Annotated in this window: 10 protein-coding genes and 2 pseudogenes; 9 read left to right on the top strand and 3 right to left on the bottom strand. The window is 45.4% G+C overall.

The window, feature by feature from the left end:
- Positions 1-183 precede the first annotated feature (183 nt).
- The 3 genes from KIV40_RS13055 (at position 184) to KIV40_RS13065 (ending at position 2,899) form a co-directional block, all read left to right on the top strand.
- Complete coding sequence (locus KIV40_RS13055; RefSeq protein WP_005429054.1) at positions 184-783, top strand: LysE family translocator; 600 nt, start codon at positions 184-186, stop codon at positions 781-783.
- Positions 784-921: 138 nt separating this feature from the next.
- On the top strand, positions 922-1,785 hold the full coding sequence (locus tag KIV40_RS13060; RefSeq protein WP_079401542.1) for a GyrI-like domain-containing protein: 864 nt from the start codon (positions 922-924) through the stop codon (positions 1,783-1,785).
- 100 nt (positions 1,786-1,885) lie between these two features.
- Complete coding sequence (locus KIV40_RS13065) at positions 1,886-2,899, top strand: zinc-dependent alcohol dehydrogenase family protein (protein WP_285349592.1); 1,014 nt, start codon at positions 1,886-1,888, stop codon at positions 2,897-2,899.
- Between the two features lie 104 nt (positions 2,900-3,003).
- On the opposite strand, the gene KIV40_RS13070 is transcribed toward KIV40_RS13065, so the two are convergent.
- Positions 3,004-4,089: a methyl-accepting chemotaxis protein gene (locus tag KIV40_RS13070; protein WP_285349594.1), complete on the bottom strand. Its 1,086-nt coding sequence runs from the start codon at positions 4,087-4,089 to the stop codon at positions 3,004-3,006.
- Positions 4,090-4,690: 601 nt separating this feature from the next.
- Between KIV40_RS13070 and KIV40_RS13075 the strand changes: the two genes are divergently transcribed.
- Entirely contained in the window at positions 4,691-5,170 is a 480-nt protein-coding gene (locus tag KIV40_RS13075) for a hypothetical protein (protein WP_010646660.1), read from the top strand.
- A 116-nt stretch (positions 5,171-5,286) separates the two neighbouring features.
- Here the strand turns inward: KIV40_RS13075 and KIV40_RS13080 are convergent, their stop codons facing one another.
- Positions 5,287-5,982 carry a VC0807 family protein gene (locus KIV40_RS13080; protein WP_005533925.1) on the bottom strand — a complete coding sequence of 232 codons (696 nt, stop codon included), beginning with the start codon at positions 5,980-5,982 and terminating at the stop codon, positions 5,287-5,289.
- A 220-nt stretch (positions 5,983-6,202) separates the two neighbouring features.
- Positions 6,203-6,967, bottom strand: coding sequence for a DeoR/GlpR family DNA-binding transcription regulator (locus tag KIV40_RS13085; protein ID WP_021018345.1), 765 nt, complete (start codon positions 6,965-6,967; stop codon positions 6,203-6,205).
- A 276-nt stretch (positions 6,968-7,243) separates the two neighbouring features.
- Between KIV40_RS13085 and ltnD the strand changes: the two genes are divergently transcribed.
- The 5 genes and pseudogenes from ltnD to KIV40_RS13110 all read left to right on the top strand — a co-directional run.
- The gene (gene ltnD / locus KIV40_RS13090) at positions 7,244-8,152 is read left to right on the top strand and encodes an L-threonate dehydrogenase (RefSeq protein WP_039469233.1); all 909 of its coding nucleotides are present in this window, start codon (positions 7,244-7,246) and stop codon (positions 8,150-8,152) included.
- Between the two features lie 25 nt (positions 8,153-8,177).
- Entirely contained in the window at positions 8,178-9,434 is a 1,257-nt protein-coding gene (gene otnK, locus KIV40_RS13095) for a 3-oxo-tetronate kinase (RefSeq protein ID WP_285349598.1), read from the top strand.
- Between the two features lie 11 nt (positions 9,435-9,445).
- Positions 9,446-10,103: pseudogene (locus KIV40_RS13100) on the top strand (aldolase).
- Positions 10,103-10,879: a 2-oxo-tetronate isomerase gene (otnI, locus tag KIV40_RS13105; protein WP_045399777.1), complete on the top strand. Its 777-nt coding sequence runs from the start codon at positions 10,103-10,105 to the stop codon at positions 10,877-10,879. The pseudogene KIV40_RS13100 and the gene otnI overlap by 1 nt, the downstream one beginning before the upstream one ends.
- Before the next feature lie 113 nt (positions 10,880-10,992).
- Positions 10,993-12,195: pseudogene (locus KIV40_RS13110) on the top strand (GntP family permease); the annotation flags it as partial.
- Positions 12,196-12,528: the final 333 nt, after the last annotated feature.

Genomic DNA, 12,528 nt, shown 5'->3' on the forward strand with positions numbered 1-12,528 from the left:
ATTGGGGTCCACTTCTAAATCGGTACTATCCAATTCAAAGTTGGTGGATTCTTTCTTTTTCATGATTATTTTAGAAATAGTTTGCTCAAATTGGCTTTTATCGTAGCGCAGATAGCAATTTTCTTTCTACCCAAATCGTTAGACTGTTCCCATATTTGTTGATTACTTTTTGGGAGAGAGTGCATGAGTGCTCAATTGTTGGCGGCATTTTTGTTATTTGCCGTTTCTATTTCTTTAACGCCGGGAGCAGGCAACGTCGCGCTGTTAGGTATTTCTAGCCGATATGGTTTTTCTGCGACCGTGCCATTTGTATTGGGTAATGCAGTCGGGGTGATCATCATGTTGGTTGGCGCAAGTGTGGGGCTTGTCAGTTTGTTTACCCTTTACCCAGATTTGTACACGGCGTTAAAGTGGATTGGTGCGGCGTACCTGCTGTATCTCGCATGGTCGATTGCCACAATGGAACTCGATAATGATTCGAATGCGAAAAAGTCCGGCTTTTTATCTGGCGTTTGGGTGCAAATTCTCAATCCGAAAAGTTGGGTTGCGTCACTGACAGTGTTCTCTCAATTCATCTCACCAAACAATGATTACCTGACTCAGGTGGTGATCATCATTAGCGTGATGGTAGGAACCGGTGTGCTGGGGATGTTTGCGTGGGCGTACTTTGGCACAGTATTGAACCGCTTTATTCAGTCACCACAAAAGGTGGTGTGGGTAAACCGATGCATGGGCAGCAGCCTAGCGTTAGTGGTGGTGTTTATGTTGAGTCAGCCAGTTTAGGGCAATGCTTCTTGTGGCGTGATGGGAAGGCTCACTATGATTGGGTTACTCATTTCAGAACTGCGCAATTTCAATCAGGCGGAGTGATTTGATGGTAGGTATGATTCTTACCACTTCCTAACTGAGAAACCAAGAAAAATGACAGCCGCAACTCTTCAACAAAAACGGATTAAAGCCGTTTGTGATTTCATCGATGAACATTTAGATGAAACTTTAACGCTAGAATCGTTGAGCGAGGTCGCGGTATGTTCCAAGTATCACTTTCACCGTATCTTCAAATCCTTCACAGGTATTAGCGTTATGCAATATGTGCTGCTATCGCGTATGAAACGAGCTTCGTTTCGTTTGGCATTTGAGCCTCAAGTGAGTGTTACCAATATTGCTTTTGAGGCAAGTTTCGAAAGTCTCGAAGCTTTTTCTAGAGCGTTTTCTCGGTTGTTTAAGCAGACACCAACTCAGTTTAGAAAGCAGCCAGAATGGAAGGTTTGGCACAAACAATTTGAATTTAAGTCGCCAACGATTGGAGAACATCCTATGAACGTAAGAATCATTGACTTTGCGAAGAGAGACATCGCTTTTATCACACATAAAGGTAGCCCTGAACTAGTTTACGAAAGCTCAGCCAAGTTTATTGCTTGGAGAAAAAGCAGCGGACTCTCGCCAATTAAATCGAGTGAGACATTTGGTATTCCTTATTCTGATCCGAGCGACACGCCGGAAGAGGAGTTTCGATTTGATATTGCTGGCTCGCATCAAGGTGTGGTGCCAGAAAACGCCTATGGTGTGCAATCAGGAACAATTCAAAGTGGGCGTTGTGCTGTCGTGATACATAAAGGCAGCCATCACTCGATAGGGGATTCTATTCGTTACCTTTACCAAACATGGTTACCGGAAAGCGGTGAAACGCTGCGAGAATACCCATGCTTCTTCAAGTACTTAAACTTTGTTCACGAGGTGGATGAGTGTGATTTATTGACGGAAGTTTATTTGCCTATCCAATAGCTTATTAAACACTTAGGTTTGACGTGCGCGCCGAGAAAACGTTATATACCCGTTTCGCTATGGCGCGCCATATTCCCTCTCGCAATCCCGTGGTATCCAAATGAGCTTAACCAAGACCAACTCGACCAAGACAAACACTCGCGTTAATCAACTGAGCTTTGGTTTGCCAAGTGAATCGTTGGTGTTGGAGCATGTTGAGCTAGAGCCACTGGCTTTGGGTAACGTTCGCGTGCAAATCGAAGCCACGAACATTAATCCAAGCGACCGATTATCGATTCAGGGAGTAGGGCAGTATCGTCGTACCCATGTACCGCCGCGAGTGCCAGGGTTTGAAGCGGTAAGGCGTGTGGTTGAGATAAACGATCCGTATCCAACCGAGTTTCATATTGGGCAAAAGGTTCTGGTGGCACAAAGTGGGACTTGGCAAAGCTATGTCGATGCGCCTGCGGAGAATGTCTTTGCAGTGCCGGAAGAACTTGAGAATGGCTACGCTTGCCAGCTGTACATCAATGCCCTGACGGCTTGGGTGATCACCACTCAAGTTGCCAAGTTAGGCAAAGAGGATGTGGTGCTCATCAATGCGGGCAATTCTGCGATTGGTAAGATCTTCGCTCAGTTGTCGCATTCGCTAGGGTTTACTTTGATTGTAATAACCTCTGCGCCAGAGCGTTATCCATACGATTCCATTGCAGTGCTAAATAGCAAGCAAGATCTGCAATCTCAAATCGATGCACGAAAGTTGCCTCAATCCAATGTCGCGTTCGACGCCATTGGCGGCAAGTTTGGCACCGAATTAATCCAAGTTCTGCTAAGTTCGGGAACGTATATTAATTACGGAACGCTTTCTCTCACCCCTTATGAGCCCGCTTTCTTCGCTTGTATGAAGCAGCACAATATTGACTTCAGTACGTTCTTTTTGCGCTATTGGGAAGAGTCCGTTGGTAAGAGCGTTCGCAAAAAAGTCTTTGTTGAGATGCTAGAACACTTTATGGAACACCAGATACAACTTGATGTGGATTGCTACTTTCCGTTAGAACAGTTCCAGCGTGCCTTCGAGCTGATAGAAGATGAGTCGGTCACGCTGCAAGGCAAAATCATTCTGACCATGCAGTAATGATATTCAAGCCCCCTGAGGTGACTTGGGTATATTGAAGAATAAAAAAGGGATGGCATTCACCATCCCTTTTTGCGTTTTAGTTGGGGGTTATTGAGCAGCTTTTAACTCGCGATAATCTCATCCATCAAGCGATCGATTTGCACCACCACTTGTTCGCTGGCATCTTCCATGGCGTTAATCGCGGTCACCATCGCTGACATGTTGCCAGATTTAGCTTGGCTCATTGCTTCACGTCCGCTGTCGTGCACGCCTTTATGTGGTTCTTCTAGCAGCGTATAACTTCTGAGGTGGCTGTAAGCCTTGCCATCGCCACGGTAGTACCACTGGCCTAAGCGACACTCTGAGTGGCTATTCACCGTTTCACCAAATGCTCCGCTCTGTAGTAAGCGATAGATGTTGTTCTTCCAGATGGCGTGATCAAGTTTCACTGTGTCCAAGAAAGCACGGGTGGACGCAATATGAATCACCTGCTGCATGTGTTCCGATTTCACGACGACTTCGTTCACGATAGAGCCAATTTGTGCGGAAGATGCTGAAACTTCTTCTGCACAGGTCTGGTTTTCATCGATGGAGGTTTTAATCGCGTTGACCTGAGTGAGCACTTGATTCACCAACGAATCAATTTGTTCACTAGCCTCGCTGGCTTTACCTGCCAGGTTTCTTACCTCGTCAGCCACCACCGCAAACCCACGCCCAGCCTCGCCAGCACGCGCGGCTTCAATCGCTGCATTTAAAGCGAGCAAATTGGTTTGATCAGAAATCTCTTGAATCGTTGATACAAGATGAGAGATAGAAGTGGCGGTGTTATCTAATATTTGAACCGATTCAATACTTTGGGAAGCTTGAGTGCTGATCTTCACCGCTCGGTTATCAAGGCGTGCAAGAGCTTGATGAGTTTGCTTAAACATTTCATCAAGTTGTTGCAGCTCTTGGTTTTCATGGGCCATCGACTGTGCACTTTCAACCATTTCGGTTCGAATGGTTTGGAGCATGTCTCCGCCTTTCAAACTGCTCGACATCAACTCGTCGCTGTTGTGGTGCTCTTGCTGTGCAGTGCGAACAAGCCGTTGTGTTTCTTGGAGCTGTTTTTCCAGAGCAGTAACGTCAGTTTGGTACTTCTGTTTGAGGTCTGCTAACTCTTGCTTTAGCACCTCATTTTCTGCTTTGACTCGTTTTAATCCAAACATAGAATTTACAAATGTAACTAAATGTTAAAAGTGCATATTAATCGAGTTAAGAGTTTAAAACACTCTGAAGTTTATATATTTGCAGGGGATTATCACAATTTAAAGTGGTTGCGGACATATTTTTAAAATTGATATTAAGAGCGGCTTGTATTCATATTTTTAACTTTAAAGATTAGTGATTTATGGCAGTGAAACTCCCTTTGAGATTGAATATTGTTATAAATCTTATGAATAAAAATCTAATAAAATATTGAATTTACGCTTAGAGTTTCGTTTTGGTTTTGGAAGATAAGCGCAAGTGATGATTATCGCCTATTACTAAATATAATTTAGTTTTTGGTGTTTAAAACGATGGTTTATGAAAATTATCCGAGTAGATGTTGAATACTCCATGCAGTAATAATAAGAGCTGAAACTAAAATTACTGTTAGTTTAGTTAATTGAAACTCTTGTTTCTATATTATTAATGACATGCCTGATATTTTACTTTTTTAATTATAAATTAAATTTTACTGGTTGTTACATTTTTAGTTTTGATCTTTTACTACGTAGAAATTAGGATTCTCTCCCATCAATCGAACGGTGTTTTATTGGGTTGTTTATGAATAAGAAAATATTACTTCTTTTACTTCTTCCTTTTTTTTCTAATGCTAAAAATGTTAATTTTACCGTGGGTGCTGGTCTAAGTGCGGACAATAACCACATTGTTGGGTCTAGCTCAGAGACTTATGTATTGAGAGCAGGCGCAATTAGACGTGACACTCACAGATTCTTAGGGACTTATACCTACTCAGATGAGAGTAAGCTAACTAAATATCTTGGTTCATATGACTATATGTTTACACTCGATTCGAGGAGGCGATGGAATCCGTTTGCTGGTGTAAGTATGGGTTATAAAAAACAAGATGTAGATATATCCGACAACAATAGTTTTTATGTTATTGGTGGACAAGCAGGTTTGAACTATCGCTTTTCTAAGCATGCCTCTACTGAATTAGGTTACAGAGTTCTGAGTGGCAGTACTCAGGAAGATGAGTCTATGAAAGACGAGCTATATTGGACGTTGGACTTCAAATTCTAATACACAGCTGATAGATAGCCTTTGTCCAATTGAATGGCTACTTACTAAAAAAGCACCCCGATAATTGGCGAGCAACTATCGGGGTGCTTTTTTATCTTAACGTATTTGAGCTGGTGTTACTTGGTATGAAAAATCTGCTCAGTTTCTAGCGACGTCATTGCGCGAACTTGGCGCCAGATGTAGTAGAAAATACCAAACATCATCAACATGCTCGGAATCGCAATCATTGGGTAGCTGTAAAGCGTTAGCTTGCCCAACTCTTCATTGAACGCGGCAGTACCTGCAGGGCTAGTCACAATCCAAGTTGCTAGGAAGTAGTTCATCGCTGATGAGAACGCGAAGGTACTTGCGAATAGGTAGTTAGAAGACATCAAGCAACGTTCAAACGCCTGAGTTTTGCCATTCTGTTCTAAACGCTCGTTAATCAGCGGTAGGTTCAAAATCGTGTCGTTCAGCAGCATCTTCTGCATAAGCGGGTAGCGGGTGAACGTAGAGCCCAGTACCGCGATACCAATCAAACCCGGAATTAATGCTTCTTTTAGCGCCAACCAACGCGTATCTAACTCTAGCAAGCCGATGCCGCCAGTTAACAGCACACTGATAAAACCAAGTGCAGAAATGAAGTTGAATTTCTTGTTGCGGATAAGGTCCATGCCGCCATACACCAATGGGAACATCAAGGCGACAACCAGTGCCATTGCTGTACCTAGGTGCTCTTCACCACTGAACTTCATCAAAATGAATGAAGGGATGATGACGTTAAACAGGATCTCGAATAGGGGATTCGACTTTTTCGCCGTGGTGTTACTCATAACTTTACTGACTCTACTATGTCGGCTGAATTTTACTTTGGGGGAAGTGTTCTACTCCTTGCGCCAGATGTAAAGCCTTAAAGCCCCGAGTTGTGTAACGACTTATGAAATAAACAGCGAATGAGCTCTCATTGGGCAAGGTTTTAGGTGTTATTGGGTAGGTTAACCAGGCTTACCTAAAACGGGTAAGCCTCTTTGTTTGTTGAGGCGAGAAGGAGGGTTATTGGTCGCCTCTAATCACACTTAACCCTTTGTCTATCAGCTCTTGTGTTACTACGTCAGACAGATTGGAATCGGTAATGATGCCGTCTAATTGCTCGATATTTAATGCATGAAAGCTGGCAATTTGGCCGTATTTGGTGGAGTCAGAAACAAGGTAGTTAGTTTGTGCCGCTTTGATGATGGCCTTTTTTACAAGGACTTTGTTTTCGTTTGGTGTTGATAAGCCTTTTAAGCTCCAAGAAGACGTCGAGATAAAGGCAATATCAATGTTCAAACCGTTCAAGAACTCTGCGACTTTTCCACCAACTGTGGATTGGTTCTCACGATCAATTTTGCCTCCGGTATGGTAAAGCTCACATTGACTGTGCGTCATCAGGAAACCCGCAATAGAGAAGTCATTGGTGATCACTAATAGATCGTCACGATCCGCTATTTGATGGGCGATCTCTAGAGAAGTGGTTCCCGCATCCAAGTAAATCGTCGCGTCTTTGCCAATTAACGTGGCTGCAAGTTTGCCAATTTGAACCTTCTCATCCGCTTGTTGCTCGACTTTAGCGTCATGGGAAAGCTCAGAATGTAAAGCCTGAGCCAGTTGCACTCCACCAGAAACAGAAACGACTTTACCTGAGGATTCCAGTTTCACGATGTCACGGCGAATGGTCATATGTGATACGCCAAGGTGGTCGGTTAAATCTGAAATGCTTAACACTTCTTGGTGTGATAACAGGGACAAGATGGTTCTTTGACGTTCTGCAGGGATCATGATTTCACTTCTATATTCTTGTTTTTCAGTATCCTACCAACCTTTTCGCTTTTTGTGAATATCTGTGAATATCTGTTCTCAACCTAATAAGCCTTGCCCTCCCTTGTGTTAACTGATCAGGTTATCTCTGCCCATAAAGGGGTAAATATCACTCTTTTGTTAATTTGTGTGAAAAAATGTGATTTAAAGCGAAGTCTCGGATTAATGCTTCACATATAATCACACCAACTAAACAAGAATTAACAAAATTCAATTTTCCAAGAAGGCATTGTTGTTATGAGCGAAGTTCAATCTGTCGGTGTTATCGGTTTAGGCTCTATGGGAATGGGCGCGGCGAAGTCATGTGTGCGTGCTGGCCTTGATGTATATGGTTTCGACCTGAATCCTAGTGCTTTAGAAGAGCTGGGTGCATTTGGCGCGAAAGCGGTTTCTACCAACGCAGTCGAGTTTGCCGATCAACTTGATTCTGTGTTGGTTTTGGTTGTGAATGCGGCGCAAGTTAACACCGTATTGTTCACAACAGGTCTTGCAGCTGCGCTCAAACCCAATACGCCTGTCATGGTATCAGCCACTATCTCGGCAGAAGACGCCAAGCAAATTGAAGCCAAATTGGCTGAGCACAATCTTGTGATGCTCGATGCGCCGGTATCTGGCGGCGCAGTAAAAGCAGAAGCTGGTGAGATGACCATTATGGCGTCGGGCGCGCAAAGCACCTTTGATGCGCTGGAGCCAGTACTGAGCGCAACGGCTGCCAAGGTATACAACATTGGTGAAGCTGTAGGCCTTGGTGCGACAGTGAAAATCATTCACCAACTGCTTGCAGGTGTTCACATTGCAGCAGGTGCCGAAGCGATGGCGCTTGCCGCTCGTGCAAACATTCCATTGGATTTGATGTATGACGTGGTGACTAATGCCGCGGGTAATTCTTGGATGTTTGAGAACCGCATGAAGCATGTGGTCGACGGTGACTACTCGCCAAAATCAATGGTCGATATCTTCGTTAAAGACCTAAACCTTGTGTCAGATACCGCGAAAGATCTGAAATTCCCTCTGCCACTCTCCAGTGCTGCCCTAAACATGTTTGTAAGCGCAAGCAATGCTGGCTTTGGTCAGGAAGACGACAGTGCCGTTATCAAAATCTTTAACGGTATTGAGCTTCCTGGTGTGGAAAGCAAAGACAAATAAGCGCAAGTAAAGTGGAGAAGTAATTATGTTATTAGGTGTTATTGCAGACGACTTTACTGGCGCAACTGATATTGCCGGATTCCTTGTAGAAAATGGCATGCGTACCGTGCAGCTTAACGGCATTCCAAAGCAAGAGGTTGATATTAATGCCGATGCGGTTGTGATCAGTCTTAAATCTCGCTCTTGCCCTGTCGATGAAGCAATCAACGATTCGGTGGCTGCGTTGAAATGGCTGCAAGAGAATGGCTGTCAGCAGTTCTACTTTAAGTACTGCTCAACCTTCGATAGTACCGCTGAAGGTAATATTGGTCCTGTTACTGACGCGTTGCTAGCCGAGCTAAAAGAAGATTTCACCATTGTTTGTCCTGCGTTGCCGGTTAATGGCCGCACGGTTTACAACGACCACCTGTTTGTTTTCCAAGATCTGCTCAGTGATTCTGGTATGCGTAATCACCCAGTGACGCCAATGACAGATTCTAGCTTGATTCGCATGATGGATGCGCAGTCACAAGGCTTATCTGGTTTGGTGAATTTCCAAGTGATTGAGCGAGGCTCCCAAGCGGTGTCTGAGCGATTTGAAACCCTCAAACAACAAGGTATTCGCTATGCTGTTGTCGATGCATTCAATGCCGATCATCTTGTGACCCTCGGTCAGGCCGCGAAATCTCTCAAACTGGTTACCGGTGGTTCTGGCCTAGCGGCGGGGATTGCTAAGAACTGGGCAGAACATCTGGCCGATCAAAGCGACGCTAAGAAAGCGGGCAACCCAACCAAGGCGTCAACGGTGGTGTTCTCTGGCTCATGTTCTGTGATGACCAATCAACAAGTCGCCGTTTACAAACAACAAGCACCACATTTCGCGATTGATGTGAAAGCCTGCCTTACCGATGAAGCGTACTCAAATCACGTGTTTGATTGGGTGATGACCAATATCGACAGTGAATTTGCTCCGCTAGTTTACGCAACCGCAGAGGCAACGGCTCTAAAAGCCATTCAAGAAGAGTTTGGCGCACAAGCCTCAAGTCATGCCGTAGAGCAATTCTTCAGTAAATTGGCTATCAAACTGCAGCAACACGGTGTGAAGAATTTCATCGTTGCTGGTGGCGAAACATCTGGCGTTGTTACACAAAGCCTCGCGGTAAAAGGGTTCCATATTGGTCCTCAAATTGCGCCGGGCGTGCCTTGGGTGAAATCCGTCGATGGTGAGCTTTCACTGGCGCTGAAATCGGGCAACTTTGGTGATGAGCATTTCTTTGCCAAAGCGCAGTCGCTTTTTGAATAACAGGAGTTGTGATGAATAAAGATTTAATGACAGAGCAGCAACTGCGAGATCAAATGGTGACCATGGCTCGCTCTATGTTTGAGCGCGGCTACGCAACGGGCGGTGCTGGTAACTTGTCTGTGAAATTACCGAATGGCCATTTTTTGGCAACGCCGACGGGCTCCTCGTTTGGGCGTTTAGTGGCAGAAGAGCTGTCTGTAGTGGATATCGATGGCAACCATATCTCGGGTAAAAAGCCGTCGAAAGAAGTGGCATTTCACCTAGCCATTTACCGCAATAATTCGCAATGCAATGCAATGCAATGCCATCGTGCATTTGCATTCAACGTACCTAACGGCGTTGTCTTGCCTTGAAGAGTTAGACCGCGCCAATGCCATCAAAGCATTCACACCTTACTTTGTGATGCGCATTGGTGAGCTACCAGTGATCCCTTACCTGCGTCCGGGGGATCCACAAATCGCAGAAGAACTCGCACAACGTGCTGGTGACTATCGTGCCTTCTTATTGGCTAACCACGGCCCGGTCATTACAGGCACAGACTTTGAAGATGCAGTAGACAACGCTGAAGAGCTGGAAGAAACCGCAAAACTGGCGTTCATTCTTAAAGACAGCAACATTCGTTACCTAACGGATGCCGAGGTACAAGACCTAAAAGGGAGAGGTAAATAATGGCTAAGTTCGCAGCAAACCTAACCATGTTATTCACAGAAGTGCCGTTTTTAGAGCGTTTTGAGAAAGCGCATCAAGCGGGATTCAAAGCGGTAGAGTACCTCTTCCCATACGCATTCGAGGCGCAAGAACTGGCCAACAAGATGGAACAATTCGGCTTTGAACAAGCACTCTTCAACATGCCTCCGGGTGATTGGGATGCTGGCGAACGTGGCTTCGCCGCGATTCCGGGCCGAGAGGATGAGTTTAAGGCGAGCGTCGATACTGCGCTGATGTACGCCAAAGCACTGAAGTGTAAAAAGGTTCACGCCATGTCTGGCATCGTTGATTCTCGTTTCACCCGTGATCAGCATATTGAAACCTTCATCTCAAACATTCGTTACGCAGCGGATAAGTTTGCCGAGCAAGGTGTTGAGCTGATGATAGAGCCACTCAACAATCGCGATGTGCCGAACTACTTTGTCGCCCATCAACGCGAAGCGGTCGAGCTGATTAAGCAAGTGGATCGTCCAAACGTAAAACTACAACTCGACCTTTACCACGCTCAAATTATGGATGGCGACCTAAGCACATTAATTCGTGAAGTCGCTCCTTACACCGGCCACATTCAAATCGCCTCAGTACCTGAAAGGCATGAGCCGTCAGAAGGTGAGTTGAACTACCCACACCTGTTCAACGTGTTGGATGACTCAGGTTATCAAGGCTGGATTGGCTGCGAATACAACCCAAGGCACAGTACTGAAGAAGGTCTTGGTTGGGTTCGTCCTTACCTCTAATAAAAATACTTATAACAATTTCAGTTGCTTGCGCAACAACGTGTACTAGGTGATGAAAATTCATCGCCTAGCCGCACGCACCCTACAGAATCAGAAACAAAAGGAACATAAAAATGGATGGAGCATTAATCGGCATTGTCATCGGTATTCTTGCCATGATGGGAATGATCATAAAAACACGTATTCCCGTCGCACTGGCAATGGTAATTGCGAGCATTATCATGGGTCTATTCGCAGGCATGGCGCCGACAGAACTCATTGATGCAATTAAAGCGGGCTTCGGCGGCGTACTTGGTGGTATCGGTTTGATCATTGCCTTCGGTGTCATTATGGGCGCATGTTTTGAACGCTCTGGTGCGGCGGTTCGTATGGCGAAAACCTTCGTTAAGATCTGTGGTAAAGGCCGTGAAGACTTGGCGCTTGGTTTCACTGGTGTGCTGGTGGCAATCCCGGTTTTTTGTGACTCTGCGTACATCATTTTGCACTCTCTTGTTCGCGCAATTTCACGAGATACGGGTAAATCTGCCGTGGGTCTTGGTGTGACACTCGCACTTGGCCTGCTTATCACTCACGCACTTGTGCCGCCAACACCGGGCCCTGTTGCGGTAGCCGGTATTCTTGGTGTCGACCTAGGTGAGTACATGCTGTGGGGACTAATGGTATCTGTACCTATGATGCTGCTATCGATGATTTACATCCGCCGTGTGGGTAACGAATACTACCGCGTACCAAACGGCGATGGCTGGATCACAAACCAAGCGGATTGGGCAAACCTAGAAAAAGTGCAGACAACAGACGATAAAGAGCTGCCAAGTAACTTCCTTTCTTTTGGTCCAATTCTTGTTCCAATCGCACTTATCCTTATCAACACACTTGTTGGCTCAGGAGACACGTTCCTTCATACGGCATTGTCGCTGCTTGGTAACCCAGTTGTTGCTGTAGGCCTTGGCGTACTAATGGCATTGTATGGACTAACTCGCAACATCGACCGCAAAGACATGGTTGGTTCGATGGACGATGCGCTATCAACAACGGGTCTTATCCTAGTGGTAACGGGCTGTGGTGGCGCAATGGGCGCGGTACTTAAAGCGTCTGGCGCAGGCCCACAAGTGGCAGAAGCTATTGCTAGCAGTGGTATCCCACCACTACTTGTGCCATTGGCTATCGCGTCTATGCTTCGATTGATTCAAGGTTCGGCTACAGCATCGATGATGGTTGCTGCGACAATGACGCTACCTCTAGTCGAGACATTAGGTCTGGATCCAGTATTCGTGGCACTGGCGTGTGCGGTTGGGCCGGTTGGTTTCTCACATATATGGTCTCCCCCTGTTTTGCAAGTCAGTAGCATGATTAAAAGCGCAGGTTAACTACCATATATACGGCCTGTTTTAGCGGCTATTGCCTTGGCCAAGATGAGGCAGTCGAACACGAAGTCCTAATCACCTTATCGACTTTAAAAGCCAGCGTGAGCACCTGTCTCTTATACACAAATCCCCAAGCTTGTAGCTTGGGGATTTTTTTTGAACTCTTTCAAGTGTGTGTGATCTGATCACTTAGCAATCATTACTGAAACACTAAGATGACACACTCAGACGCTAAACTTTGGGCACAAGAACAATTTGGACAAGCACAACTTAAAGACCCTCGAA

The sequence above is a fragment of the Vibrio sp. D173a genome (genome assembly GCF_030248475.1).

What these genes read in the sequence shown, in the direction of transcription:
- otnI (WP_045399777.1), top strand. Translation starts at nt 10,103, where the DNA reads ATGGCTAAGTTCGCAGCAAACCTAACCATGTTATTCACAGAAGTGCCG.
- KIV40_RS13065 (WP_285349592.1), top strand. Translation starts at nt 1,886, where the DNA reads ATGAGCTTAACCAAGACCAACTCGACCAAGACAAACACTCGCGTTAAT.
- KIV40_RS13055 (WP_005429054.1), top strand. Translation starts at nt 184, where the DNA reads ATGAGTGCTCAATTGTTGGCGGCATTTTTGTTATTTGCCGTTTCTATT.
- KIV40_RS13085 (WP_021018345.1), bottom strand. Translation starts at nt 6,967, where the DNA reads ATGATCCCTGCAGAACGTCAAAGAACCATCTTGTCCCTGTTATCACAC.
- KIV40_RS13075 (WP_010646660.1), top strand. Translation starts at nt 4,691, where the DNA reads ATGAATAAGAAAATATTACTTCTTTTACTTCTTCCTTTTTTTTCTAAT.
- KIV40_RS13070 (WP_285349594.1), bottom strand. Translation starts at nt 4,089, where the DNA reads ATGTTTGGATTAAAACGAGTCAAAGCAGAAAATGAGGTGCTAAAGCAA.
- KIV40_RS13080 (WP_005533925.1), bottom strand. Translation starts at nt 5,982, where the DNA reads ATGAGTAACACCACGGCGAAAAAGTCGAATCCCCTATTCGAGATCCTG.
- KIV40_RS13060 (WP_079401542.1), top strand. Translation starts at nt 922, where the DNA reads ATGACAGCCGCAACTCTTCAACAAAAACGGATTAAAGCCGTTTGTGAT.
- ltnD (WP_039469233.1), top strand. Translation starts at nt 7,244, where the DNA reads ATGAGCGAAGTTCAATCTGTCGGTGTTATCGGTTTAGGCTCTATGGGA.
- otnK (WP_285349598.1), top strand. Translation starts at nt 8,178, where the DNA reads ATGTTATTAGGTGTTATTGCAGACGACTTTACTGGCGCAACTGATATT.